Raw genomic sequence first — 26,311 nt, 5'->3', positions numbered from 1 at the left:
CTTTGCGGACACCTCTCCCCGCCCTGACGGGTGAGGACCTCGCGCTTCGTCGCTGGCACAATCGTGTCGCATTGGTCAGCGATGGAGACGCGTGGTAAAAGCCGGCCCAAAAGAGAGTTTCGGCCATGAACAAATTCACCCCCGCAAAGCCTGCCGGCGCGCGCAGCGTCGACGAGATCACCGGCAGCCGGCGGCTCAGGCGCATGCGCAAGGCCGACTGGTCGCGCCGGCTGGTGCAGGAGAACCAGCTTTCGGTGAACGACCTGATCTGGCCGATCTTCGTCGTCGACGGCAAGAATACGCGCGAGCCGATCGCCGCCATGCCGGACGTCTATCGCCTCTCCGTCGACCTCGCGGTGAAGGAGGCCGAGCGCGCAGCCAAGCTCGGCATTCCGGCCATCGCCACCTTCCCCAATGTCGAGCTTGCGCTGCGCGACCAGACCGGCTCGCATATCCTCGACCCGGACAACATCATCAACCGCGCCACACGCGCCATCAAGGACGCGGTGCCGGGGATCGGCATCATCACGGATGCCGCGCTCGACCCGTTCACCAGCCACGGCCATGACGGCATCCTGCGCGACGGCATCATCGTCAATGACGAGACGGTGGAGCAGGTCGCCGCCGCGGCCGTCATCCAGGCGGCGGCCGGCGCCGACATCATCGCGCCTTCGGACATGATGGACGGCCGCATCGGCGCCATCCGCGACGCGCTCGACGCCAACGGTTTCCAGGACGTGGCGATCATGTCCTACGCGACGAAGTTCGCCTCGGCTTTCTACGGCCCCTATCGCGAGGCGGTCGGCACCGCTGGCCTGCTCAAGGGCGACAAAAAGACCTATTACATCGACCACGCCAATTCGGACGAGGCGGTGCGCGAGGCCGAGCAGGATCTCGCCGAAGGCGCCGACATGCTGATGGTCAAGCCCGGCCTGCCCTATCTCGACATCATCCGCCGGCTGAAGGACGAGCTCCAGATGCCGACTTTCGCCTACCAGGTGTCCGGCGAATATTCGATGATCAAGGCAGCCGCCGCCAATGGCTGGATCGATGGCGAAAAGGCGATGCTGGAATCGCTGCTTTCGCTGAAGCGGGCGGGCTGCGACGGCGTGCTGACCTACTTCGCGCCGGTGGTGGCGCAGATGCTGAAGGGATAAGCCCCCGACTGATCTGATGCTGTTGGATAACCGGCCGGCCACTCTGCCGGCCGGATTTTTTTGCCCGATAGAATACTGATTGCAAAATGCAATCAGTTAAGCTATTCCGCTTGCATATCACAACTGATCAGGAGGAAACCGTGTCCAAGCTCCGTGTTGATTGTTTTACGCTCTCGCTCGACGGCTACGGCGCCGGCCCCGACCAGAGCCTCTCCAGCCCGCTCGGCGTCGGCGGCGAAAACCTGCACAAATGGATGATCAAGACCCGCTCGTTCCACCAGATGATCGGCAAGGAAGGCGGGACGACGGATACCGATAACGATTTTGCGGTACGCAGCTTCGAGAATGTCGGCGCCTGGATTCTCGGCCGCAACATGTTCGCGCCGAGCCGCGGCGAATGGCCGGACGACGATTGGAAAGGCTGGTGGGGCCCCAACCCACCCTATCACGTGCCGACCTTCATTCTGACGCATCACAAGCGCGCGCCGATCGAGATGGATGGCGGCACAACGTTCTACTTCGTCACCGAAGGCATCCATTCGGCGCTCGAGCAGGCGAAGGCAGCCGCCGGCGGCAAGGACGTGCGCGTCGGCGGCGGCGTCTCGACCGTCCGTCAATATCTGCAGGAGAGCTTGATCGACGAGATGCATCTGGCGATCTCGCCTGTCCTGCTCGGCTCGGGCGAGCATCTGTTCGCCGGTCTCGACATGCTGAAGCGGGGATACCGTTGCACCGGGCAAGTGGCGACCGCCGATGCAACGCATGTGATGATCGGGCGGGTGTAGTTACAGCTCTTTCTCCCTGTTCACGGGGAGCAATCCGACAGGGCAATGAGGGCAGCGCTGCCGGTCGGAGATTAGCGACGGGCTACCCATGGTATTCCGCCTGCGCGACGAATTGCAGCTCAATCGCCGGCGCCGGCGCTGCCCTCATCCGCCCTTCGGGCACCTTCTCCCCGTGGAACGGGGAGAAGGAAAAGTGCTCAATACTTCTGCGGCACGTAAAGCTCGCGCGGCAGCACCTGGCGCTCGTAGTCCGGGTTAAAGACACGCTCCGGCAGCGTGATCTCCTCATGCGGCACTTCCTCGTAGGGCATCTGCTGCAACAGATGGTCGATGCAGTTCAGCCGCGCGCGCTTCTTGTCGTTGCCCTCGACGATGAACCAGGGCGCTTCCTTGATGTTGGTGCGGGCGAAGGTCTCTTCCTTGGCCTTGGTGTATTGCTCCCAGCGCACGCGCGACTGCAGGTCCATGGGCGACAATTTCCACTGTTTCATCGGATCGTGGATGCGCATCAGGAAGCGCATCTGCTGCTCCTCGTCGGTGATCGAGAACCAGTATTTCACCAGCGTGATGCCGGAGCGGACCAGCATGCGCTCGAATTCCGGCACGTCGTGGAAGAACTCCTCGACCTGATCCGGCGTGGCAAAGCCCATCACGCGCTCGACGCCGGACCGGTTGTACCAGGAGCGGTCGAACAGCACGATCTCTCCGCCCGCCGGCAGATGCGGCACGTAGCGCTGGAAATACCATTGCGACTTCTCGCGCTCCGTCGGTGCCGGCAACGCCACGACGCGGGCGATGCGCGGATTGAGCCGCTGCGTGATGCGCTTGATGACGCCGCCCTTGCCGGCGGAGTCGCGGCCCTCGAAGACCACCACCAGCTTCTTCTTGTGGTAGGCGACCCATGACTGCAGCTTGATCAACTCGGATTGCAGCCTGAGCAGCTCGCGGAAATATGTCATCCGCTCGATGGAAGGCGGGTGCGACTTCTTGTAGATCTTGGCGATCTCCAGCGAGAGCGCCGGTTCGGAAAGCTCCAGTTCATAGTCCTCGTCGAGCGTGTCCTCAAGTTCGGCTTCGAGCCAGTCCTTCGCCCCGGAATTCGGTTTCGAGTCATTCATCGCGCAGCTCCGTCTGCCTGTCAGCCATCATCGCCTCGGAATCCGCGCCGGCTCCGGACGGACATTCCTTGAGCCGACTGAGATACAGAGGCGCGGTGACGGTTTTATTGCAATCGGCCGGCGGCGAGCATCGACATAGAAGATATGTGATCGACCCGTATCGATAGCGGGGCGACAAGCGGCAGGAATTGTCCTACAAATCCCCTCACCTCTTCCGGGCGCTCACCACGGCGCTTCTTCAAACAAAATCGCGAGGACAGACATGGAATACCGCACGCTGGGCCGATCCGGCTTAAAAGTCTCGACGTTGACGCTTGGCACCATGACCTTCGGCGGCACCGGTCCGTTCGCCGCTGTCGGCAATTCCGACCTGGCGGAGGCCGGGCGCATCATCGACACCTGCATCGATGCCGGCATCAACCTCATCGACACGGCAAACGTCTATTCCAACGGATTGTCGGAAGAGATCATCGGCGAGGCGCTTGGCGGCAAGCGCAAGAACGATGTGCTGATCGCGTCCAAGGCGCGCATGCGCATAGGCTCAGGCCCGAACGACGAGGGTCTGTCGCGACATCATCTCATCCGTGAATGCGAAAAGAGCCTGAAGCGGCTCAGGACCGATGTCATCGACGTCTATTTCGTCCACCAATGGGATGGGCTTACCCCGGTAGAGGAGACCATCGCGGCGCTCGACACCTTGGTCAATCAGGGCAAGATCCGTTACATCGGCTGCTCCAACTGGTCGGGCTGGCAGGTGATGAAGGCGCTTGCCGTAAGCGACCGCCGCCACCAGGCCCGCTTCGTCACCCAGCAGATCCACTACACGCTGGAAGCGCGCGAGGCCGAGTATGAACTGCTGCCGATCTCGGTCGACCAGGGCCTCGGCGTGCTGGTCTGGAGCCCGCTGGCGGGCGGGCTGCTCTCCGGCAAATACCACCGCGACAGCCCGACGGCGCGCCAGCTCGGCGGGTGGAAGGAGCCGCCGATCCGTGACGAGGACCGCCTGTGGCGCATCGTCGACGCGCTCACCGACATCGGTAACGCGCGAGGGGTGTCGGGAGCGCAAGTCGCGCTTGCCTGGCTGCTCGACCGTCCGGCCGTAAGTTCGCTGGTGATCGGCGCGCGCAACGAGACGCAGCTCAAGGACAACCTGGCCGCGGCCAACCTTTCGCTCTCCGAGGAAGAAAGGCAGCGCCTCGACGCCGTCAGCCGGCCGCCGGTGCTCTATCCTTACTGGCACCAGCAGTTCACGGCCCGGGACCGTTTCGGGCCGGCCGATCAGGTGCTCGACCGCAGCGCCATTTGACTGATGGTCAGCCTGCGATGTAGCGCCAGACTTCCGCGTCGGGCTTAATCTGTCCGCTCAGCACGAAATATTTGTAGAGGACGAGCAGCGAGATCGCCTGCTCCTCCTGCTCATTGCCGAATTGGCGGCAATAGGCATTGGCGGCGGCGGTTATCCGGCCCGCCTCGGCGGGATGTTTTTCGAAATAGGCCACCTTGTCGACAAGGTCGGAGAAATCCGGCTGCAGCGGCACGTAGTGCACGTTGGGCTCGACCCGGGCTTCCGCAAACCAGGTTTCGTAGGTCGGCTCCGGCATCAGGCAGAGCGAATTGGAGCTCATGATCCATTTCAGGTTCGTCGCGACGTCGTTGCCCTCCAGCGAGACGATGTAGCGATAGCGGCGCTGCTGCTCGATATTCAGGAACGGCTTGCGGTATCCGTCCGGCGCGTCGGCCCGGTGGGAACCCGCATCGCAAATCGGCAGGTTGGCCGCCTTTTCCACGAAGCGGGTGCGAAGCGGATTGTTGAGATGACCGCGCCAGACCACCATCGGGCGCTTGTCGGCGAAAGACAGCTTGTCGGGCGGCATATAGAAGTGACGGAACTTGTTCAGCTTCATCAGCACGCCGTTCGCATTGTCGTCGCCGATGGGCCGGTCCTTGACGATCCTCGGGAGCTCCGGAACGCCGACGACGTCGCCGAATTCGAAATCGATCAGCAGGCCGGGATCGAAATAGCGGGCGAATTCCTTGAGGTCGTAATAATACATGCTGGAAGAGGTCGGCAGCTTGCCGATGGCTATGGCGTCCGGACTGGGCACGAACGGCTGTTCCAGCTTGTTGTAATAGTTCAGTCTCTCGCGGACCGTGTTGCCCGAAAGCCTTGCCTGCTCAAGCCGGCTGGCCAAGCGGTCGCGGAACAGCGATTGCGGTGCGCGGTCACGCGCGAAATTGCGCGCGTAGTAGAACAGCTTTGCGGCGGTTCGTGAGAGTGAGGCCATGCGTCCGCGAGTTCAGCAAGATGGTCAATGGTAGTCAGCCTTCATCCCCCTCGTCTCCTACAGCATTCTCCCGGCAATGTTGCAAGCCGCTAATGCGATTGGCCACACGACAACTTACGCGGCGACGACGGCGAACCCTCTTGCACGCAAGCCCCGCCGGTCGTCATGCAAGGAGTTGACAAGCCGATCGCGACTGCCCGCGATGTGAGCCGAAAGCAGCCGTGCCGCTTCGTCGGCATCGCCGCTCCTGACGGCGGCGAGGATGGCGTGGTGCTCGGCCCAGGCGCGTCCGAGCGCCCTTTCATCCCGTACCTCCAACCAACGTGCCCGCGACAGCCTCGTCATCGCGTCGCGTACCGCCCTGAGCAGAAACTCGTTGCCGGAAAGCCTCGCCAATTCGATGTGGAAATCCATTCCGACGCGATGCCATTCCTCGCGTGGCGTCTCGACATCGCACGAATCGAGCATCGCCGCGATCACCTCGATCCCGCTACGGTCTTCGAGCGCCGCCGTCAGGCGAACCGCGGCCACCTCGACGGCCTCGCGATAGACGGCGATCTGTCCGAGCTCGGCAAGATTGATCGGCGCGACCGTCCAGCCGCGACCGTCGCGGCCGATCAGCCCTTCGGTTTCCAGACGCAGCAGCGCCGCCCGCACCGGCGTGCGCGACGCGCCGAACCGGCTCTCGATCCAACGCTCGGTCAAACGTTCGCCCGGACCGATCTCCAGCCCGAGGATCATCTCGCGAAGCTGCCTTTCGACATTCTGCATCTGTGACATTGTCGCTCCGCTCTTCAAAGCCGCATTGACAGCGGCACCCGCCAGGTCCATGACGGATACCATCTTGGTATCCCAAGTCGGTATTCGTAACAACCCTAGCATTGGCATGCGCGACATGACGCCCAGCGAATCCGGACAGAGCGGCTTCAACATTCATTGGCGGCGCAACCTCGCCGTCTGCTTCGCCGGCTCGTTCAGCACGCTTATCGCCATGACGCTGCTGCTTCCGTTCCTGCCGCTTTACGTCGAGCAACTCGGCGCCGAGGGCCACGCAGCGATCGTGCAGTGGTCAGGTGTCGCTTATGGCGCGACCTTCTTCGCGGCAGCGCTGGTCGCACCCTTGTGGGGGCGGCTGGGCGACCGCTACGGCCGCAAGCTGATGCTGGTGCGCGCTTCGTTCGGCATGGCGATCTGCATGTCGCTGACCGGCATGGTCCAGAGCGTCTGGCAGCTGGTGCTGCTGCGGCTGCTGATCGGTTTTGCCGGCGGCTATTCCTCGGGTTCGACGATCCTGGTGGCGATGCAGACGCCGAAGGAGCGCTCCGGCTGGGCGCTCGGCGTGCTGGCGGCGGGCATCACGGCAGGCTCGCTGGTCGGACCGCTGCTCGGCGGCCTGCTGCCGCCGCTGATCGGCATCCGCGCGACCTTCCTGCTGTCCGGCGGCGTGATCTTCCTGGCGTTCTTGGCGACGACTTTCCTGATCAAGGAAAATCCGCCGGCACCCAAGCCCGCCTCGACAGCGAAGCCGAGAAGCGGCTGGTCGCAGATCCCCGACAAGCGGCCGATCGTCGCCATGCTGACCACCGGCATGCTGCTCGCCTTCGCCACAATGTCGATCGAGCCGATCATCACAGTCTACGTGCAGCAGCTCGTCGAGGACCAGAGCAAGGTGACCATGGTCGCGGGCGTCGTCATGTCCGCGGCGGCGCTCGGCACGATCCTGTCTTCATCCTGGCTGGGCAAACTCGCCGACCGCGTCGGCCACTGGAACGTCGTGGTCGGCGCCCTTGCCGTCTCAGCCCTACTGCTTGTTCCCCAAGCTTTCGTCACCAACGGCTGGCAACTGATCGGCCTGCGCTTCCTGATGGGCCTGGCGCTGGGCGGATTGCTGCCCTGCATCACCAGCGTCATCCGGCACAACATCCCCGACGGGATCGGCGGCAACGTGCTTGGCCTGGCGATCTCGGCGCAATATGTCGGCCAGGTCGCGGGACCGCTGTCCGGCGGCTTCGTCGGCGGGCATTTCGGCATGCGCTCGGTGTTTCTGGGTACGGCGGTGCTGATGGCGCTGGGTGCTGCCTACAACTGGATTGTTCAGTCGCGCCGGGCACGGCATATGCTGGTTGAGGCTGGCGAATCCTGACGGACGCCTCGCCCAACCGCAGCACGGAGCATCCAGGTGAGCCTTACCGGGCAAGTATCAAACGGCGGGAGCCGGATCCTCGTGCTGGCAGCCGGCCTCGTCGGCGCGGCCGGCGTGGCGCTGTCGGCAGCGGCCGCGCATCGCGGCGGCGCCTTCACCGGCACCGCGGCCAATTTCCTGCTGATGCATGCGCCGGCCTTCCTGGCCATCGGCCTCGCCGGCGGCAACCGCTGCCTCAGAATTGCCGGCCTCGTCCTGCTCGCGGGACTGCTCCTGTTCTGCGGCGATCTGCTCGCCCGCGACTTCCTCGGTTCGCGGCTGTTTCCAATGTCGGCGCCGATCGGCGGCACCCTGCTGATCGCCGGCTGGGTGGCGATCGCCGTCTCGACGCTGTGGCGCCCGCGGCCGTAGGTTATTTCCGACGACTTTCAATGGCGCGCCGCTTGTGCTTGCGCGCCAGCAGGTCGTTGGCGCGGCGCCGTTCGGGCTGCTCGGTTCCTGGTGTGATGCCCCAATAGTTGCGGTAGATGTCCTGAAACAGATGACCGATCGGATGCATGGCTGTTCTCCTCGTATTGAATCGATCCAACACATAGATGCGGAAAAGAGCGGCAGTTCAGCTGCGCTTGCGCTCCACGAGAAAGCGCGGCTCGCGGCGCCACGGACCCAACCTGCCTCTCCGCTTCTCGCTGACAGCGGCCGAGATGATACCCCAGTCGTTGCGGTAGACGTCCTCGAACAAATAGCTCACCGGATGCATGGCACCCTCCTGTCAAAGCCACTCCCCGTGGAGCAGAACTTGGACCGATTCAAATTATACTCCTCGATCACCTGACGTCAAGCGAAATTTGAATCGATCCAACAAAAATGTTAGATGACCGGCGGCAATTCAGCGGTCATGTTCGTCGCGTGACCGGATTCGGAGGAACGACATGGCATCACTCCTCGAAGGCCAGGCAAGACCGATCAGGCTGGCCGACATCGCCAAGGCCGCCGGCGTCTCACACGGCACGGCCTCGAATGTTTTCAGCCGGCCCGAGATCGTGCGCGCCGAAGTGCGCGAGCGGGTCAAGGCGGTCGCGGAGCAGATGGGCTATGCCGGCCCGGACCCGAAAGGCCGACTGCTGCGCGCCGGCAAGGTCAACGCCATCGGCGTTGCCACCACCGAACCCCTCTCCTACTTCTTCGACGATCCGTTCGCGCGCGTGATGATGGCCGGCATTTCCGAAGCCTGCGACGCCACCGGAGCGGGCATCGCGCTGGTATCGGCCGCCAATCAGGAAAAGCTCGCCTGGAATATTCAGAGCGCGCTCGTCGACGGTTTTGTGCTGTTCTGCATCGAAGGCGGCTCGCGGCTTGTCGACCTGACACGCGAGCGCAAGCTGCCCTTCGTCGCGCTGGAGCTCGGCTTCCAGGACGAGACCGTATCGGCGATCGGCGTCGACAATGTCGCCGGCGCGCGGCTCGCCGCGCGCCACCTCGCCGAGCTTGGCCATCGCCGCTTCGCAGTCCTGTCACTCGGCTTCGCCGACGATCGCACCGGCTTCGCCACGCCGGAAGTGGTGCGCAGCGCCGTCTATACCGGCACGCGCGATCGCCTTGCCGGCTATTTCGAGGAGCTTTCCCGCTTCGGCATCGATACGGCGACTATCCCGGTCTATGAGACCGAGAACGAGGAAAAAAGCACCAGGGCCGGCCTCGAGGCGATCTTCGCCAAGGGTGAAAGGCCAACCGCCATCCTGGCGATGTCGGACCGCATGGCCCTGATCGCCATCGACTGGCTGAAGGCGCGAGGTCTCAATGTTCCCGGCGATGTCTCGATCGTCGGTTTCGACGGCGTGCCGGACGGCGCGCTGTCCACGCCGCCGCTGACAACGATTGCCCAGCCGATCACCGAGATCGGCCGTCGCGCCGCGCGCATGATCCTCGACAATGACGGCGCGGTGCGCCGCGAGACGATGGGCGTCGAGTTCATCGTCAGAGGCTCGACCGGTCCAGCCCCGAAAGCCTGAGCAAGCTCAGATAGCTCCGCGCGGATACGCCGGCACCTGTCCTTGGCGCTGCGGTCAGTAGCCCACCCTGACCGGCTGCGCGCCGAATGGCGCGCGCGCAGGCTCCTCGCGCACCGGCTTGGCGCGGGACGGGCCGAGGCCGGCAAGCCATTCGAGATAGAGCGCGAGCGCGAGCTGCATGGCGATTCCGGCCGCGATCAGCAGCGTGTCGTAGGCAAGGCCGCCCGGGTTGATCAGCTTCAGCACCTGCGCCGCCATGGCCAGCAGCGTGCCGGCGATGAAGACCGGCAGCGAGCGCTTGCCCAGGATCGCCAGAGGGTTGTCGGGCCGTACGCGGAAGACGTTGGAGACCGCCGGCAGCGCCACGATCAGATAGGTGACCGACAGGATGTGCAAGAGCCGCGGCAGCGACAGGAAGGTCTTGTCGAAGCCGCCGATGACCACCGGCAGGTTGAACCAGGTGATCTGGCCCCAGAGCGGGCTGTGCACCCAGATCGCCGCGCCGATCACATAGATGCCTGCGGCGCCAAGCAACCACGGATTGACCGGAATCCGCCCGCCGCGCTTCACATGCAGCATGGCGGCAAGGCCGATGTTGAACAGGAACTGCCAGGATAGCGGGTTGAGGAACCAGAGGCCGGGCTCGGGATAGTTCGGCGGCGCGATCTGCCAGATGCCGGCGACGAGCCAGAGCAGGCCGGACACGATCAGCGCCGGCACCGGCCGATAGCTGACGAACAGGACGAAAGCGGGCGCAGCCAGAAGCAATGCCGCATAGACCGGCAGGATGTTGTTGTAGCCGAGCTGGTGTCCAAGCATGACGATGCCGAGCAGCACCTGCGGCGTGTTCTTCATCAACGGCTCGATGTTGATCATCGACAGCATTTCCGGACGGTGCGCGAACAGCGCAGCGGCGCAAAACAGCGCGATCACCACCATCGTGATGACAATGTGCGAGATATAGAGCACGCCGGCGCGCCGCCACATCTTCAAGGTTGCGAGCAATCGGCCGCCCGGCTTGAACTTCGTGCCGTAGGCCAGCGCCACCGAGATCCCGGAAATCAGCACGAAAGCTTCGGCCGCATCGGAAAAGCCGAAATTCTTGTAGGTCCAGTTCTCGAAGACCGTACCCGGCACATGGTCGATAAAAATGGTGAGCAGCGCGAGCGCGCGCAGCACGTCGATGCGTGTGTCACGCTCTCCGACTCGCTTGCCGCGATCGTTAGGGACAGGGGTGGTCATCGACAAAAGGCCTCAAAGCTGGTTGTTCATAGCCAGCAATGCGACCCCCGGGGCGCACCGCTTCGATTCCTCTCATAGGGAGTGTATCGGCGCAGAAACGGACTGAAATGCGCCTGGTTCAATCAACTTTCGCGGAGCGCGAAAATATTCCGTTTTGAAGCCGGCAAATCAACAAATCTCTCATGGAATCAAATGGATATGAGCGCTTCCGAATATAGCGACGAAAACAGCGTCCTGCGCGAGGATCTCAACTTTCCCTACCGTCTGCTCAGGCCCGCGAACGCGAGCGGCGAGTGCCTGTTCGTGCTGCATGGATCCGGTGTCGACGAGACGACGATGCTGCCGCTGGCGAGGCGGATTGCGCCCCGTTCGGTGGTCGTCGCAGCGCGCGGCCGCGTCCCGCAAGAGGACGGATTTCGCTGGTTCGAGCGAATCACGCCGACCAGTTTCGAGCAGGCCAGCATCCATGCCGAGACGGCCGCCTACGCCCGGTTTGCGACGGAAGCCGCGCGCCGACATGGGCTCGACCTAAAGCGTGCGACCTTCCTTGGCTATTCGAACGGCGCCAATGTGGTCTCCAGCCTGATGCTGCTCCATCCCGGCCTTGTCCGGCAGGCGGCGCTCCTGCGGGCAATGCCGGTGCTCGACCCGTCGCCGAAGACCGACCTCCGGGGAACGCGCGTGCTGATCATCGCCGGCGCCGCCGACCAGACCTATGGCCCCTTCGCCCATGCCCTTGTGACGCTGTTCAGCGAACGCCGCGCCGAGGTCGACGCGCGCATCGTCGCCTCGGGTCATGAATTCGGCGATGCGGACGCCGCGATCGTGCGGCAATGGCTGGCGGGTCCTATGGCGATCGCCTGACCCCGGCCAAGCGGGCTCCGGCGCCGCAGTCAACGGGTCGGGACCATTCTCAAAAAGCGGCTCGTGGCCACCCGGTAACGACCGGCGTTGCCGCCACCCGGTCGACTGTCGCAATACCAGCACTGGAGCATGATCCAGCCACGCGTTGGGGAGGCGACCCGAGCAACCTCCCGTGAAAAGCCCTCACCCCTGCCCCATCCGGTTCCAGGCGTCCAAACCCGCAATCTTGTAGGCTTCCGCCAGCGTCGGATAGTTGAAGGTGTTGTTGACGAAGAAGTCGACCGTGCCGCCGAGATTGATCACCGCCTGGCCGATATGGATGAGCTCGGTGGCGCCCTCGCCGACGATGTGGGCGCCGAGCAGGCGGCGCGTCTCGACGGAGAACAACAGCTTCAGGAACCCGCTTGAGACGCCCATGATGTGGCCGCGCGAGGTCTCGCGAAAACGCGCCAGGCCGACCTCATAAGCAGCGCCGCTCTCGCGCACCTGCTCTTCCGACAGACCGACCGTCGAGATCTCCGGCACGGCGTAGATGCCGTATGGAAAGCTCTCGGGCGGCGGCGGCAGGTTGACGCCGAAGGCGTGGCAGGCCGCCACCCGCCCCTGCTCCATCGAGGTCGAGGCAAGGCTCGGGAAGCCGATGACGTCGCCGGACGCGTAGATGTTCGGCACGCTGGTCTGAAAGGTGTGCGGGTCGACCTTGATGCGGCCTCTGGCATCGGCCTCGATGCCGATCATGTCGAGGCCGAGGCTGGCGACATTGCCGGTGCGGCCGGCGGCGTAGAGCACCATCTCGGAGCGGATGGTACGGCCATCGGCAAGCGTCACCTCGGCATGGTCAGGCTTCGAGGCGATCTCCTTCACCGTGCTGCCCAGCCGGATGGTCATGCCGCGGTCGCGCATCTGGTGGATGAAGTCGTCGACGATCTCGCGATCGATAAAGTCGAGAATGGTGTTGCGCGGCTCGACCAGTGTCACTGGCACGTCGAGCGCGGAAAAGATGGTGGCATATTCGACGCCGATGACGCCGGCGCCGATTACCGTCAGCGTGCGCGGCAGATGGTGGAGCTCCAGCATCTCGTCGCTGTCGAAAACGCGCTTCTTGTCGAAGGGCACGTCGGCCGGGCGGTGCGGCCTGGTGCCGACGGCTATCAGCGCGTTGGCGAAGCCGACCTCGCTGTAGTCGCCATTGTCGGCGGTCAGGCTGACCTTGTTCGGCGTAAGGAATTTTACCGCGGCGCGCGCGCTCCTCACCGTGTTGCGCATGAACTGGTGCTGCAGCACCTCGACTTCGTGGTCGAGCGTCTTGTGCAGCCGCTCGACCAGATCCGAGATCGAAATGTCCTGCTTGACCCGGTAGCCGCGCCCGTAGAAGCCGCGTTCGCGCCAGCCCGAGAGGTTGAGCACCGTCTCGCGCAGTGTCTTGGACGGAATGGTGCCAGTATGCACCGAGACGCCGCCCAAGCGCCGCCCTCTGTCGACCACCAGCACCGACTTGCCGAGCTTGGCCGATTGCACCGCGGCGCGGCGCCCCGAAGGGCCGCTGCCGATGACCAGCATGTCGTAGTCCATGTCCCCCGTCCCTCGTTGTGCGCCGCAGCAAGCTAGACCGGGAAGAATGTCATGTTCAACAGGCAACACGTTGTCCGGATATTCCCGGAATGACGCGAACCGACCAGAAACGGCCAAAAGCGGGCGAAACCTTAACGCAACGGCAAGCCCTTGCGTGCAAAGGTCTGACTGAGGGGACCATTGGGGTAACAGAGTTGGCGATTTCCAAAAGTGATGCGCTGACTGGCGCGGAAACGGGATTTTGGTCCGGACTACGAAGCAGCGGAGCCATCACTGACCTGCGCGAGGGCCTGTTCCGGTTCATAGCATTGCTGGTCGCCGCGATCTTCGTCTATCGCGGCGCGCGCCATCTGGTCGTCGATCCGGGCCGGCTGAACATCCTGCTGCTCATGATCTCAGATGCGCTGACTTTCATCTGGCTGCTTTTGGCGCGGCGGCCGATTGTCCGCGACTGGAGTCCTTTCACGGTATTCATCTCGCTCACAGCCGGTTTCGGCTCGGGCTTCGTCTCGCTCCAGGACGGCATCGCCATCCTCCCGCTTTATATCGCGGCGCCCCTGCAGTTCCTGGCGCTATGGCTGGTGATTTGGGGCAAGATGTCGCTCGGCCGTTCCTTCGCCATCCTGCCCGCCAATCGCGGCGTCGTCACCGGCGGCGCTTACCGCTTCGTTCGCCATCCGATCTATGCCGGCTACCTGTCGGGACACATCCTTTTCCTGCTGTCGAGCTTCTCGGTCTACAATTTCACCGTCTATGCAATCATCACCCTGTTCCAGATCCATCGCATCCTGCGCGAGGAACGTATCCTGGCGCTGACGCAGGAATATCGCGACTATCTCGGGCGGGTCCGCTATAGGCTTTGCCCCGGCATTTTCTGACGTCGCGCCGGTCCGCCGACGGCGTGTTCCTTGAATTCCGGGCCGCTCTCACCATTTGAGAGGTCGGCAGTATCCCTTCACAAGGATGCCGCGATCGAGGAACGGACATGAACGCACGCGTATTGGACGGCGAGATCATCACCACCAGATTCGAGGATACCCGCGCCTATCGTGGGGTCCGGACGAGGCGTATCTTTGCCTTCCTGCTCGATTATTTCTTCGTCGCGCTGCTGACCATTCCCTTCGCCATCCTGGTCGCCATTCTCGGGCTGTTGACCTTCGGGCTCGGCTGGGCGCTGTTTTCGGTGCTGTTGCCGATGGTCGCCATCCTCTACATCTGGAACACGCTGGGCAGCCGCGACCAGGCGACGACCGGCATGAAGATCATGGGCATCCGCCTGGAGAAGCTCGACGGCAGCCGCATCGACGGCATGACTGCCGTGGTTCACTCGGTGCTGTTCTGGGCCGGCAACGTCATCCTGACGCCGCTGGTGCTCCTGGTCACGCTGTTCTCCGACCGCAAGCGCACGCTGCATGATCTTTTGCTCGGCACCGTGGTCACCCGGACCGATATCTGACGGTGTCTCTGACGGTGTCGAGGGGCCGGGCGATCAAACCGCCGCGCCGCCCGCGCTAAAATATGAACAGGTCCAGGCCGTCGCGTCAGCACAATCCTGTTGAAATTTTCGCTGGCCGGGCCAAAGGTAGGGCGATTCGCAGGAGCGTTTCCAAGATTAGATGACGCAGCATCCGACCCAGTCGCCGCAGTTCTTCCTGACCGCGCCGTCACCATGCCCCTATCTGGAGGGACAGTTCGAGCGCAAGGTGTTCACGCACCTTGTCGGTGACAAGGCGCCGGAGATGAACGACCTGCTCACGCAAGGCGGCTTCCGGCGCTCGCAGAACATCGCTTACCGCCCAGCCTGCGAATCGTGCCGCGCCTGTGTCTCGGTGCGCATCCTGGCGCAGGAATTCGATCCCAGCCGCAACATGCGCCGCGTCGTCCAGCGCAATGCCGACCTCGTCGGGGCCATGCATGACGCACAGCCCTCGACCGAGCAATATTCGCTCTTCCGCGCCTACCTGGATGCCCGCCACCGTCGTGGCGGCATGTCGGACATGACCGTGCTCGACTATGCGATGATGGTGGAAGACACGCATGTCGACACCAAGATCATCGAATACCGGCGTCGCGGCCCCGACACTTTCATCACCGGCAAGGGCCATGGCGAGCTAATAGCCGTCGCGCTCACCGACAAGATGGCCGATGGTCTGTCGATGGTCTATTCCTACTTCAGTCCAGACTTCGAGGACCGCTCGCTTGGCACTTTCATGATCCTCGATCACATCGCCCGCGCCAAGGCGATGGGTCTGCCCCACGTCTATCTCGGCTACTGGGTCAACGGCTCGCGCAAGATGAATTATAAGATGCGCTTCATGCCGCAGGAGCATCTCGGCCCGAAAGGCTGGGAACGTTACGACCACGAAGCGGTCAGTCGCTAAAACAAGTTTTCCCGAATCCGCCGTCTATAGTGTTTCAAGGGAGAAGACGCTGGTCTTGCGCCCTCGCGCGACAAATCTGCAATCGCGCCGGCGCCGCTCCCGCTTTATTTCGAGAACGATCACATGTCTTCCCACCAGAAGGGCCTCCTGATCACCGCCATCGGCGGACTGGTGTTGAGCGTCGATATTCCGCTGATCCGGCTTGCCCATGGCGAGGCCTGGACCATCCTCTTGCTGCGCACGGGTTGCACCCTCGCGGCGGCACTGATCATGTGGGCCGTCTGGCGCTCGTACAGCAAGGATGCGCCGCAGCTCATACCCGGCCGGTCGGGGCTGATCGTGGCCGTAATTTACGGGCTCGGCGCGGTCGCCTTCATGACGGCCGTCTACCATACCTCGACCGCCGACCTGGTTTTCATCCTGGCCTTCAACACCGTGTTCGCGGCGCTGCTGTCGTGGCTGTTCCTGAAGGAACGGCCGCGGCCCCTGACCTTGGCGGCAATGGCCCTGATGATCGTCGGGGTCGCCATCATTGTCGGCGATTCCGTCGGGACAGGATATCTGTTCGGCGACATGATGACATTGTGCTCGGCCTTCCTGATTGCCTGCGCCATCACCATCTCGCGCGCCAGCGGCAAGGACATGGGCTTTACCGCGCTGATCGGCGTGATCCTGCCCTTTGCGGCGGCGGCGTTCATGGTCTCCAGGACCGGTTTTCAGGTGGAGGCGCCGTGGTGGATCATCTTGAACGGCGGTGTCGTCATGCCGATCGCGTTCTTCTGCCTTGCCAACGGGCCGAAATACATCTCGGGCGCGGAAGTCGCGATGTTCTATCTCCTGGAAACGGTGCTGGCGCCGGTCTGGGTCTGGATGATCTTTGCCGAGACGCCCTCACGCAACAGCTTGATCGGCGGCGGCATCATGATCGTCACGCTGGTGGCGCATTCGCTCTGGCAATTGCATGAGGGCCGCAAGCGCCGGAGCGACCTGGCCGTGCATCATCCTGCCTGAATTTTCCTCTGTTCGGCGGCCGCCTCGATCCGGAGCGGCGCGCCGGCCTCGTCGGCGGCAGGCGGACTCTCATCCATCAATTCGACCTCGCGCAGCCATTCGCGCCAGATGGCGACGAGCAGCGCCATCAGCACCGGACCGATGAACAGGCCGAGGAAACCCATCGTCTTGACGCCGCCGATCAGGCCGAAAAAGGTCGGCAGGAACGGCAGCTTGATCGGCCCGCCGACGAGCTTGGGCCGCAAGGTCTTGTCGACGATGAAGAGCTCGACCGCGCCCCAGATGAACAGCGCCGCGCCGGCAACCAGCTTGCCGCTGGCGGCAAGGTAGATCGACACCAGGGTGAAGGAGAGCGGCGCGCCGCCGGGGATCAGCGCCATGATGCCGGTGAGCGCGCCGAGCGTGACCGGCGATGGCACGCCCGCGAGCCAGTAGGCGACGCCCAGCACCAGGCCCTCGCCGATGGCGATGATGGTCATGCCCGTCACGGTCGAGGAAATGGTTGCCGGCACGACACGCGAGATACGCTCCCAGCGCGTCGGCAAGATGCGCTCGCCGAGACGGTCGACCTGGGCCGCGAAAGACTCGCCGTCGCGATAGGCGAAGAACAGCGCGATCATCATGAACAGAAGCGTCAGCAGCAGGCCGAAGGCGCTGCCGCCGGCGGCGAGGGCGCCGCGATAGATGGTGCCGATGTTGGAGCCGCTGATCAGCTGGATCAACTCGCCGATGCCGCCGGGATGGCCGAGATAGGCCGTCCACTGCTCGTTCAGCCACTCGCCGATCACCGGCATGGTGGCGATCCATTGCGGCGTCAGAGCGCCGTGCCGATTGGTCTCGATCGCCCAGATGACCCACTCGCGAAGCTCGTTGATGGCATAGGTGCCGGCGAGCGCGATCGGCACCACCAGGAAGGTCAGGATAAAAAGGATTGCCAAAGTCGCGCCGATTGTGCGGTTGCCGCCGACGGCGGCAAGCAGCCTTCGATAGAGCGGCCAGCTGGCGAAGGCGATGACGAGCGCGGCCAACACCGGGAACAGGAAGCCGTGGAAAAAATAGACGCCGGCGGCCACGATCAGCACCAGGAGCCAGCGCGCCGCCGACAGCGGCGGGATGACGGCGGCCCTGAGCGGCGTCGACAGACCGAACAGTCGCTGTCCCGGCTTCTGGATCTCAGCCCGCTTCAACCCGGCGTTTCTCCTCTGCCCGATGGTTCAATGGATGCTTATGCACCATCATAGTGCAGCAATCGTGACGATAGTCCAAATGATTGGGGCGACCTTTCCTTCTCACCTTGTGGGAGAAGGTGGACCGGCGCGATGGCGCCGAGACGGATGAGGGGTGTTCCAGCGAAGTGAGACGCCAAAACATCCAAGGAACTTAAGCGCTTTGGGACCGAGAGGTAGCGATCCATCCAACACCCCTCATCCGGCCGAGCTCCGCTCGTCCCCCTTCTCCCACACGGGGAGAAGGTTAGGTCGCGCTACCCAAACTTCCCCGTCCTCGGGAAACCCTTCGGCACCATGCGGCCGGCGGCGGCGCGCGCGCCGATCCACTCGGCCAGTTCCTCGCGCGACTTGGTGAAGGTGCGGTCGGCCGAATCCTGCCAGGAAAGCCCGGTCTCCAGCGTGAAGGTCTTCAGGTCCAGCACGCCGCCGTCCTTGTATTTCTGCAGGCGCACGCCCTTGCCGCGCGCCATTTCCGGGATTTCGGCGAGCGGGAAGACCAGCATCTTGCGGTTCTCGCCGACGATGGCGAGATGGTCGCCCGAAACCGGGATACAGCGCTTGGCCTCGTCCGGCGCCTTGACGTTCATCACCTGCTTGCCCTTGCGGGTGTTGGCGACGACCTCTTCCTCCGAAACGACGAAACCATTGGCGTCGTAGGAGACGAGCAGCAGTTTGCGCTTCGGATCATGGACGAAGGCGGTGACGATGTCCTGGTCGTTCTCCATGTCGACGATGATGCGGATCGGCTCGCCATGGCCGCGGCCGCCCGGCAGGCGGTCGGCGCCGATGGTGTAAAACTTGCCGCCGGTGGTGAAGACCAGGATCTTGTCCGTGGTCTGAGCATGGAAGGCGAGCTTCAGGCTGTCGCCTTCCTTGAAGGCAAGCTGCGAATAGTCGGTCAGGTGGCCCTTCATGGCGCGCAGCCAGCCCTTTTCCGACACAACGACAGTGACCGGCTCGCGCTCGATCATCGCATGCGCGATGTCGGTCAGGTCATGCTCGGGCGCGTCGGCGAACTGGGTGCGCCGCTTGCCGAGCTCGGTCTCGGGGCCGAACTTGTCGCGAAGCTGGGTGACTTCCCATTTGATCGTCGCCCACTGCTTGGCGTCCGACGCCAGCAGCGCCTCGATCTGCTTCTTCTCCGCGGTGAGGCCGTCGAACTCCTTGCGGATCTCGATCTCCTCGAGCTTGCGAAGAGCGCGCAGGCGCATGTTGAGGATGGCTTCGGCCTGGTTGTCGGTGAGCGACCAGCGGGCCATCATCACCTGCTTGGGCTCATCCTCCTCGCGGATGATCCTGATGACCTCGTCGATGTTGAGATAGGCGATCAGGTAGCCGGCAAGGATTTCCAGCCGTTTCTCGATCTCGCCGAGGCGATATTTCGAGCGGCGGACCAGAACGTCGCGGCGGTGGTCGAGCCATTCCTTCAGCACGCCTTTCAGCGAGAGCACGTTCGGCACCTTGCCGCGCGACAAGACGTTCATGTTGAGCGGGAAACGGCTTTCGAGCTCGGTGAGCTTGAACAGCGATTCCATCAGGATGCCGGGATCCACGGTGCGGCTCTTCGGCACCAGCACGATGCGGATGTCCTCGGCGCTCTCGTCGCGGATGTCCTCGAGCAGCGGCAGCTTGCGCGCCATCAACAGCTCGGCGATCTTCTCGATCAGCCTGGCCTTCTGCACGCCGTAAGGGATCTCGGTGACGACGATGCTCCAGGTGCCCCTGCCCTGGTCCTCCTGCTCCCATTTCGAGCGCACGCGGAAACCGCCGCGGCCCGTCTCATAGGCTTCGAGGATCGAGGCGCGGCTGTCGACGATGATGCCGCCGGTCGGGAAATCCGGTCCCTGGACGAAATCCATCAGCTTCGCCACCGGCGCATCCGGATGCTCGATCAGATGGAGAGCCGCGTCGCAAAGCTCGGCGGCGTTGTGCGGCGGGATCGATGTCGCCATGCCGACGGCGATGCCGGAGGAGCCGTTGGCGAGCAGGTTCGGGAAGGCGCCCGGCAGGACGGACGGCTCTTCATCCTCTTCATTGTAGGTCGGCCGGAAGTCGACCGCGTCCTCGGTGATGCCGGCAAGCAGCTCGGTCGCCACCTCGGTCATACGCGCTTCGGTGTAGCGCATGGCGGCGGCATTATCGCCGTCGATGTTGCCGAAATTGCCCTGCCCGTCGACCAGCGGGTAGCGCATCGAGAAGTCCTGCGCGAGGCGCACCAGGGCGTCGTAGATCGACTGGTCGCCATGCGGATGGAACTTACCCATGACGTCGCCGACGATGCGGGCGCATTTGGCAAACCCCTGATCGGGGTTGAGCCGGAGCAGCCGCATGGCATGCATGATGCGGCGATGGACCGGCTTCAGTCCGTCGCGCACATCCGGCAGTGCCCGGTGCATGATGGTCGACAGCGCGTAGGAGAGATAGCGCCGCTCGAGCGCTTCCTTCAGATCGACCGGTTCGATTTTGTCGCCGCCGCCATTGTCATCGGGCGGCAAATGCCTCTTTCCCATGGATTTGGACTAGCCGAGCGGGTGATTCGCGGCAAGCGCCGCGTGAACATCGGCGCATTTCGCCACGGCAAGTAGGCGCAACCGCGGTGTGAAGGATTTCACGGAAGCGGCGCCGCGACGGCTGCAATTTGCCGCCGATCTGCAACGGGCCGCGGCGGCTCCATCACGCCGGCCAACATCAATCCGTTACATGCGGCAGCTATCTGGCATGCAACGCGCTGGCGGAGGGAAGCCGCGGTCTTCATGACAAATTCACCGCACCGGGCAATGGCCGCCGACCGGCGTTTGCTTTCGTCGCCATTTTCGACAAATGTGCCGGGAAATGCCTTTTTCCCGTCCCGTTCGTCACGGAATGGTGATGAAGCAGGTTTCAAACAAATTTCATCATAGCCAAATCAGGACAGGGAACTCGCCATGACAATCCAACGCTCAACGCTCAAGAAATTGGCCTTTTCGACCTTTCTGCTGACGCTGCCGCTCAATGCGGCCTTCGCCGCCGATCCGGCGGTGGCCGAGCGCATCAAGGCAGCCCTTGCCGCCCAGGGCGTCGACATTTCTTGGACCGGCGTCTCCGGCGACGATTCGAACGCCGTGCTGCAGGGCGTTTCCATCAAGCCGGCGGCCGAAAAGGAAGCACTGCCGATCGGCGACGTGAAGCTGGAAGGGGTCAGCGAAGCCAATGGCGGCTACGAGATCGCCACCGTCTCCACCTCGCCCTTTGAGCACAGCAAGGACGGCGTGACGCTCAATCTCAGCCCGGTCGTCATCCACGGCATGAAGGTCCCTGCCGAGGGCGGAACGGATCCGCTGGGCTCGCTGATGATGTACAAGTCGGCGGAGCTCTCCAACATGACGGTCAAGGTCGGCGACAAGACGGCGTTCGCGATGGACGGGCTTGCCGTCCAGATCACGCCGCCGGCCGACGGCAAGGCGATGGATTTCACCGCCAATACCCAGAAATTCACCGCCGACCTGTCGCTGGTCGACGACCCCAAGTCGAAGGAGGCGATCGAGGCGCTGGGCTACCAGAACATCTCCGGCAACATTGCGATGGCCGGAACCTGGCAGCCGAGCGACGGCAAGATGGAACTGTCGAAATATGACATCTCTGTCGAGAATGCCGGCACGCTGGGCATGACCTTCAATCTCGGCGGCTACACGCTCGACTTCATCAAGTCGATGCAGGCCATGCAGAAGCAACTCGCCTCGCAGCCGGAAGGCGCCGACAAATCGGCGCAGGGCATGGCCATGCTCGGCCTGATGCAGCAGCTCTCCTTCAACGGAGCTTCGATCCGCTACAAGGACGACTCGCTGACCGGCAAGGTGCTCGACTATGTCGGCAAGCAGCAGGGCATGTCGGCCAAGGACATCGCCAACCAGGCCAAGGCGATCGTGCCGTTCGGCATGGCGCAGCTCAACAATCCCGAGCTGACGGCCGAGGTGTCGGCTGCCGTCAACACCTTCCTCGACGATCCGAAGAGCCTGGAAATCTCAGCCGAGCCGCCGTCGTCGGTGCCGTTCGCGCTGATCATGGCCGGCGCCATGTCCAACCCGCTCGACCTGCCGAAGACGCTGGGCGTCAAGGTCAAGGCGAACCAGGACTGATCAATAAGCTGCCTTCTCCCCGTCACAATACGGGGAGAAGGTGCCGGCAGGCGGATGAGGGGCAGCGCCGACGCTTGCGATTATCAAATCGATGCTGAACCGATGGCCTGTCGGAAGGCCCCAGTTGCTACGACTGCTCGCAAATAGCCAGCACCCGCGCCGCCCCTCATTGTCCTGCCGGACATTTCTCCCCGTAAAGTGGCGGGGAGAAAGGGGCAGTTGCCACGCCGCCGTCAGTCCTTCTTCGTCACCGCGACGCGCAGCGACAGTTCGCGCAGCTGCTGCGGAGTGGCTTCCGACGGCGCGTTCATCAGCAGGTCGTAAGCCTGCTGGTTCATCGGGAACATGGTGATCTCGCGCAGGTTCTTCGCCCCGACGAGCAGCATGACGATGCGGTCGACGCCGGCCGCCATGCCGCCATGCGGCGGCGCGCCATACTGAAAGGCGCGGTAGAGGCCGCCGAAGCGCTCTTCCACCGTCGCACGATCCAGGCCGCGAATCTCAAAAGCCTTGACCATGGTCTCCGGCAGATGGTTGCGGATGCCGCCCGACGCGATCTCGAAGCCATTACAGACCATGTCATATTGATACGCCTTGATTTCGAGCGGATCCTTGGTCATCAGCGCTTCGATGCCGCCTTGTGGCATCGAGAAAGGATTGTGCGCGAAATCGATCGCCTTCGCCTCTTCGTCCCATTCATAGAACGGGAAGTCGACGATCCAGCAAAGCTCGAAACGCTCGCGGTCGACGAGGTTCAACTCCTCGCCAGCGCGGGTGCGCGCGGCGCCCGCGAAGGAAACGAACTTCTTCGGGTCGCCGGCGACGAAGAAAGCGGCGTCGCCATCGGCAAGGCCGAGCTGCTGGCGGATCGCCTCGGTGCGCTCCTCGCCGATGTTCTTGGCGATCGGACCGGCGCCTTCGAGTTTCTCGCCTTCCTTGCGCCAGAAGATGTAGCCCAACCCGGGCTGGCCCTCGCCTTGCGCCCAGGAGTTCATGCGGTCGCAGAAAGCGCGGCTGCCGCCGGTCTTGGCCGGGATCGCCCAGACCTCGGCCTTCGCGTCATTGGCAAGTATGTTGGCGAACACCTTGAAGCCGGAATCGCGGAAATGATCCGAGACCGCCTGCATCTCGATCGGGTTGCGCAAGTCCGGTTTGTCAGTGCCGTAAGTGCGCATCGCCTCGTCATAAGGGATACGGCGGAACTTCTGCGTCACCGGCTTCCCGTCGGCAAACGTCTCGAAGACACCGCGAAGCACCGGCTCCATGGTGGAAAGCACGTCGTCCTGCTCGACGAAGCTCATCTCGAGGTCGAGCTGGTAGAATTCGCCCGGCAGGCGGTCGGCGCGCGGGTCCTCGTCGCGGAAGCAGGGCGCGATCTGGAAATAGCGATCGAAGCCCGAAACCATTATTAACTGCTTGTACTGCTGCGGCGCCTGCGGCAGCGCATAGAAGGTGCCGGGATGGATGCGCGACGGCACCAGGAAGTCGCGCGCGCCCTCCGGGGACGAGGCGGTGAGGATCGGCGTCGAGAACTCGGTGAAGCCGACCTCGCCCATGCGCTTGCGCATCTCGGCGATAATTTTCGTCCGCGCCACGATATTCCGGTGCAGCGTCTCGCGGCGCAGGTCGAGGAAGCGGTATTTCAGGCGGATATCTTCAGGGTACTCCGGCTCGCCGAAAACGGGGAGCGGCAGTTCCTTGGCCGCCGATAGCACTTCGATCTCGCGCGCGAAAATCTCGATCTCGCCGGTCGGCAGGTTCGCATTGACGGTTTCCGACAGCCGCGCCTTGACCTCGCCGTCGACGCGGATCACCCATTCGCCGCGCACGGTCTCGGCGACCTTGAACGCCGGCGAATCCGGATCGGCGACGATCTGGGTCAGGCCATAGTGGTCACGCAGATCGATGAAGAGCAGCCCGCCATGGTCACGCACGCGATGCACCCAGCCCGACAGGCGGACGGAATTGCCGACGTCGCTCTTTCTCAACTGGGCACAGGTGTGGCTGCGGTAACGATGCGTGGTCATGGGTAAAGTCCGGAAATTGCGGGCGAAGGCCCGGCTCGAAAATTGGCGCGAAAAGCGCATGAGAGGCCGGCTTTGTCAAGGCAACCGGTCACAGAGGCGCAGCTTGCGCCGTCAGGCAAAGTGAATTTGCGCGCCCTGGCTTTGGAAATCGGCGAGCGTGGCGGCAGGCGCGGTCTTTTCCACCACGAGATGGCGGATCGCATCGGCCCCCGCCACGCGATAGGGTGCGGCGGTGGCAAGCTTGTCGTTGGTGACGGCAATGACGATGCCGGCGCTGTTTTTCGCCATGGCGCGCTTCACTTCGGCTTCGGCCGAATCGAAAGCGGTGACCCCGCGCGCGACATCGAGCCCACAGGAGCCCAGAAAGAACAGATCGGCGCCGAGCTGAGCCACGGCGGCAAGCGTGTCGGCGCCCACGCAGGTGCCGAGATCGGGCACATAGCGGCCGCCGAGCACGATCAGTTCGACCAAAGGACGATCGACCAGCGCCGAGGCGACGCCCAGCGAATTGGTGGCGACGGTCAGTTCCATGTCGCGCGGGATCGCTCTGGCGATCGCCTCGTTGGTCGTGCCGCCGTCGATGAACAGGGACTGTCCCGCCGCAAGCAGCCCAACCGCCGCCTTCGCAAGGCGTGCCTTCTCCTCGACCGCATGACCGCTGCGCTGGCTGACGCTCGCCGCGGCAAAGGGCGCCGAGGCCACCGCGCCACCATAGACGCGGCGCAACTGCCCGGCCTTGGCCAATTCCCTGAGATCGCGGCGCACCGTGTCTTCCGAGACGCCGAAACGGCTGGCGAGCTCGCCGGCCAGCACCTTTCCGTCCGCCGCAAGCTGGTCGCGAATAAGTTGGTGGCGCTCCTCGGTAAGCATGCACGATCCTATTTATTTATGCACGTTATTGCATGTTTTGCCTGTTCATGCAAGAAACGGAGTCGTGAGCGGGCCTCGGAGTTCGCCCGCCTGTTTCCCTTGTTGTTGGATTGCCCACCATGAGCCTTGGCCTTAAACTCGCCCCGCAGCACCGCGTCTATGCCGGCTTTGCGATCTATTCCTTCGCCATGGGCAACATCTTCCCGCGCCTGCCCGACATCAAACATGCCATGGGGATCGAGGACGGCACGCTGGGGCTCGCCCTGATCGGCACGCCGATCGGCACGCTGGTCGCGCTGACGCTCGCGGCGCCGATCCTTGAGCGCGTCGGCTTTCGGCGCGCGCTGCTCTGGCTGGTGCCGCTGCTTGGCCTCGCCTATGCAATCGCGGTGCACGCGCCTGGGCCGGCGCCTCTGTTTCTGATGCTGCTTCCGGTCGGACTGATGATCGGCAGCATCGAGATCATCTTGAATGTCGAGGCCGACAGGACCGAGTTCCTGCTCAAGCGCCGCATCATGAACCGGGCGCATTCCTTCTGGAGCATCGGCTTCTTCGGCGCCGGGCTGTTCGGCGGTGCGCTGGCGCATCTCGGCCTGTCGCCGCAGCTGCATCTGGCGCTGGTGGTGCCGATGGTGACTGTTGCGATGGCGCTGTTCCTCGGCGGCTTCGAGCCGGCGCCCGCGCGTTTCGCCGCGACCGGCGACAAGGCGCCGATGTTCGCCCGGCCGACGCTGCCGATCCTCATCCTCGTCGCGGTGACGCTGTCGGCCATGCTGATGGAAGGCGCCAGCATGGACTGGTCGGCGATCTATATGCGCACCGTATTCGACTCTGGCCCGTTCGTTGCCGGCATCACCGTAGCGCTGTTCGCCTTCTCGCAGGCGACGACGCGCTTCTTCGCCGACAGCTTTGTCGACCGTCACTCGCCAAGCCGCGTGGCGCGCGTGCTTTTGGCGGCGATGATGGCCGGCGTGTTCATCGTCTTCTTCTCGCCCCTGCCCTTCATCTCGATGCTGGGATTTGCGCTTCTCGGCATCGGCAGCAGCGCCATCTTCCCGCTGGCGATCTCGGCGGCCGCTCAGCGCGCCGACCGCCCCGCGGCGATCAACGTCGCGGCATTGTCGCAGATCTCCTTCGTCGCCTTCCTGCTCGGGCCGCCGCTGCTCGGCTTCGTCTCGGATCACTGGGGCATCCGCTCGGCGTATGGCATCGGCATACCGTTCATCGTGCTGAGCCTTGCGGCAGCGGGCGCGCTCGGCCGGCGACCTTCGCCGAACGCTGTTTCGAACGGCACGGCGTCCGGCTCGACGGCAGAGGGGGTTCCGGCGCGGGCCTACGAGGCATGAACGGCTCGCCCGCCGCCTGAGGGGCATGGCGGGTTGGCGCGCGAGCGCCGTGCGATTTCGCATGGAAGAATCCGGCGATCGGGCTACCGCTTACGTTGCGGCGGCTTGACGAAAGCGCGCGCGGCTGAAATTGAAAGAGGCCTAATACTGTGCC

Annotated in this window: 24 protein-coding genes; 13 read left to right on the top strand and 11 right to left on the bottom strand. The window is 63.7% G+C overall.

The window, feature by feature from the left end; all coding sequences use genetic code 11:
• Positions 1–125: 125 nt before the first annotated feature.
• Positions 126–1,157: a porphobilinogen synthase gene (hemB, locus tag MJ8_RS15555; RefSeq protein ID WP_201415182.1), complete on the top strand. Its 1,032-nt coding sequence runs from the start codon at positions 126–128 to the stop codon at positions 1,155–1,157.
• 140 nt (positions 1,158–1,297) lie between these two features.
• On the top strand, positions 1,298–1,942 hold the full coding sequence (locus tag MJ8_RS15550; RefSeq protein ID WP_201415181.1) for a dihydrofolate reductase family protein: 645 nt from the start codon (positions 1,298–1,300) through the stop codon (positions 1,940–1,942).
• A 197-nt stretch (positions 1,943–2,139) separates the two neighbouring features.
• Here the strand turns inward: MJ8_RS15550 and ppk2 are convergent, their stop codons facing one another.
• Entirely contained in the window at positions 2,140–3,060 is a 921-nt protein-coding gene (gene ppk2 / locus MJ8_RS15545; protein WP_201415180.1) for a polyphosphate kinase 2, read from the bottom strand.
• A 262-nt stretch (positions 3,061–3,322) separates the two neighbouring features.
• On the opposite strand from ppk2, the gene MJ8_RS15540 reads away from it, so the two are divergent.
• The gene (locus MJ8_RS15540) at positions 3,323–4,366 is read left to right on the top strand and encodes an aldo/keto reductase (RefSeq protein WP_201415179.1); all 1,044 of its coding nucleotides are present in this window, start codon (positions 3,323–3,325) and stop codon (positions 4,364–4,366) included.
• Between the two features lie 7 nt (positions 4,367–4,373).
• Here the strand turns inward: MJ8_RS15540 and MJ8_RS15535 are convergent, their stop codons facing one another.
• A complete protein-coding gene (locus tag MJ8_RS15535; RefSeq protein WP_201415178.1) occupies positions 4,374–5,345 on the bottom strand; it encodes a glycosyl transferase family 90 in 972 nt (323 codons plus the stop codon).
• A 114-nt stretch (positions 5,346–5,459) separates the two neighbouring features.
• Positions 5,460–6,125 carry a GntR family transcriptional regulator gene (locus MJ8_RS15530; RefSeq protein ID WP_201415177.1) on the bottom strand — a complete coding sequence of 222 codons (666 nt, stop codon included), beginning with the start codon at positions 6,123–6,125 and terminating at the stop codon, positions 5,460–5,462.
• A 115-nt stretch (positions 6,126–6,240) separates the two neighbouring features.
• Between MJ8_RS15530 and MJ8_RS15525 the strand changes: the two genes are divergently transcribed.
• The gene (locus MJ8_RS15525; protein WP_201415176.1) at positions 6,241–7,488 is read left to right on the top strand and encodes an MFS transporter; all 1,248 of its coding nucleotides are present in this window, start codon (positions 6,241–6,243) and stop codon (positions 7,486–7,488) included.
• An 81-nt stretch (positions 7,489–7,569) separates the two neighbouring features.
• Positions 7,570–7,899, top strand: coding sequence for a DUF423 domain-containing protein (locus MJ8_RS15520; protein WP_412177103.1), 330 nt, complete (start codon positions 7,570–7,572; stop codon positions 7,897–7,899).
• Between the two features lies 1 nt (position 7,900).
• Here MJ8_RS15520 and MJ8_RS15515 read toward each other — a convergent pair whose 3' ends face one another.
• Entirely contained in the window at positions 7,901–8,047 is a 147-nt protein-coding gene (locus tag MJ8_RS15515; RefSeq protein ID WP_201415174.1) for a hypothetical protein, read from the bottom strand.
• A 57-nt stretch (positions 8,048–8,104) separates the two neighbouring features.
• A complete protein-coding gene (locus tag MJ8_RS15510) occupies positions 8,105–8,248 on the bottom strand; it encodes a hypothetical protein (protein WP_201415173.1) in 144 nt (47 codons plus the stop codon).
• A gap of 172 nt (positions 8,249–8,420) precedes the next feature.
• Between MJ8_RS15510 and MJ8_RS15505 the strand changes: the two genes are divergently transcribed.
• Entirely contained in the window at positions 8,421–9,500 is a 1,080-nt protein-coding gene (locus tag MJ8_RS15505) for a LacI family DNA-binding transcriptional regulator (protein WP_201415172.1), read from the top strand.
• Between the two features lie 54 nt (positions 9,501–9,554).
• Here the strand turns inward: MJ8_RS15505 and MJ8_RS15500 are convergent, their stop codons facing one another.
• Positions 9,555–10,742 (bottom strand): OpgC family protein, encoded by a 1,188-nt coding sequence (locus MJ8_RS15500; protein ID WP_201415171.1) that lies wholly within the window; start codon positions 10,740–10,742, stop codon positions 9,555–9,557.
• Between the two features lie 198 nt (positions 10,743–10,940).
• On the opposite strand from MJ8_RS15500, the gene MJ8_RS15495 reads away from it, so the two are divergent.
• Positions 10,941–11,606 (top strand): alpha/beta hydrolase, encoded by a 666-nt coding sequence (locus MJ8_RS15495; RefSeq protein WP_201415170.1) that lies wholly within the window; start codon positions 10,941–10,943, stop codon positions 11,604–11,606.
• 183 nt (positions 11,607–11,789) lie between these two features.
• Here MJ8_RS15495 and sthA read toward each other — a convergent pair whose 3' ends face one another.
• Positions 11,790–13,178 (bottom strand): Si-specific NAD(P)(+) transhydrogenase, encoded by a 1,389-nt coding sequence (sthA, locus tag MJ8_RS15490; RefSeq protein WP_201415169.1) that lies wholly within the window; start codon positions 13,176–13,178, stop codon positions 11,790–11,792.
• A gap of 194 nt (positions 13,179–13,372) precedes the next feature.
• Between sthA and MJ8_RS15485 the strand changes: the two genes are divergently transcribed.
• From MJ8_RS15485 to MJ8_RS15470, 4 genes are all read left to right on the top strand, one after another.
• Entirely contained in the window at positions 13,373–14,056 is a 684-nt protein-coding gene (locus MJ8_RS15485; protein ID WP_225248278.1) for a methyltransferase family protein, read from the top strand.
• Between the two features lie 107 nt (positions 14,057–14,163).
• On the top strand, positions 14,164–14,634 hold the full coding sequence (locus MJ8_RS15480; RefSeq protein WP_201415168.1) for an RDD family protein: 471 nt from the start codon (positions 14,164–14,166) through the stop codon (positions 14,632–14,634).
• Between the two features lie 160 nt (positions 14,635–14,794).
• Complete coding sequence (locus MJ8_RS15475; RefSeq protein ID WP_201415167.1) at positions 14,795–15,559, top strand: arginyltransferase; 765 nt, start codon at positions 14,795–14,797, stop codon at positions 15,557–15,559.
• A 123-nt stretch (positions 15,560–15,682) separates the two neighbouring features.
• Positions 15,683–16,570, top strand: a complete 888-nt coding sequence (locus tag MJ8_RS15470; RefSeq protein WP_201415166.1) for a DMT family transporter — start codon at positions 15,683–15,685, stop codon at positions 16,568–16,570.
• Here MJ8_RS15470 and MJ8_RS15465 read toward each other — a convergent pair.
• Positions 16,558–17,757 carry an AI-2E family transporter gene (locus MJ8_RS15465; RefSeq protein ID WP_201415165.1) on the bottom strand — a complete coding sequence of 400 codons (1,200 nt, stop codon included), beginning with the start codon at positions 17,755–17,757 and terminating at the stop codon, positions 16,558–16,560. The genes MJ8_RS15470 and MJ8_RS15465 overlap by 13 nt on opposite strands.
• 296 nt (positions 17,758–18,053) lie before the next feature.
• Complete coding sequence (parC, locus tag MJ8_RS15460; RefSeq protein ID WP_201415164.1) at positions 18,054–20,309, bottom strand: DNA topoisomerase IV subunit A; 2,256 nt, start codon at positions 20,307–20,309, stop codon at positions 18,054–18,056.
• Between the two features lie 414 nt (positions 20,310–20,723).
• Here parC and MJ8_RS15455 point away from each other — a divergent pair, with 414 nt between their 5' ends.
• Complete coding sequence (locus tag MJ8_RS15455) at positions 20,724–21,914, top strand: hypothetical protein (RefSeq protein WP_201415163.1); 1,191 nt, start codon at positions 20,724–20,726, stop codon at positions 21,912–21,914.
• A gap of 233 nt (positions 21,915–22,147) precedes the next feature.
• Here MJ8_RS15455 and aspS read toward each other — a convergent pair whose 3' ends face one another.
• Both aspS and MJ8_RS15445 read right to left on the bottom strand, forming a co-directional pair.
• On the bottom strand, positions 22,148–23,941 hold the full coding sequence (aspS, locus tag MJ8_RS15450) for an aspartate--tRNA ligase (RefSeq protein ID WP_201415162.1): 1,794 nt from the start codon (positions 23,939–23,941) through the stop codon (positions 22,148–22,150).
• A 111-nt stretch (positions 23,942–24,052) separates the two neighbouring features.
• Positions 24,053–24,811 carry a DeoR/GlpR family DNA-binding transcription regulator gene (locus MJ8_RS15445; protein WP_201415161.1) on the bottom strand — a complete coding sequence of 253 codons (759 nt, stop codon included), beginning with the start codon at positions 24,809–24,811 and terminating at the stop codon, positions 24,053–24,055.
• A gap of 119 nt (positions 24,812–24,930) precedes the next feature.
• Here MJ8_RS15445 and MJ8_RS15440 point away from each other — a divergent pair, with 119 nt between their 5' ends.
• On the top strand, positions 24,931–26,157 hold the full coding sequence (locus MJ8_RS15440) for an MFS transporter (protein WP_201415160.1): 1,227 nt from the start codon (positions 24,931–24,933) through the stop codon (positions 26,155–26,157).
• Positions 26,158–26,311: the final 154 nt, after the last annotated feature.

The organism is Mesorhizobium sp. J8, assembly GCF_016591715.1.
Taxonomy (GTDB): Bacteria; Pseudomonadota; Alphaproteobacteria; order Rhizobiales; family Rhizobiaceae; genus Mesorhizobium.
This window is presented reverse-complemented; position numbering and strand designations above follow the sequence as displayed.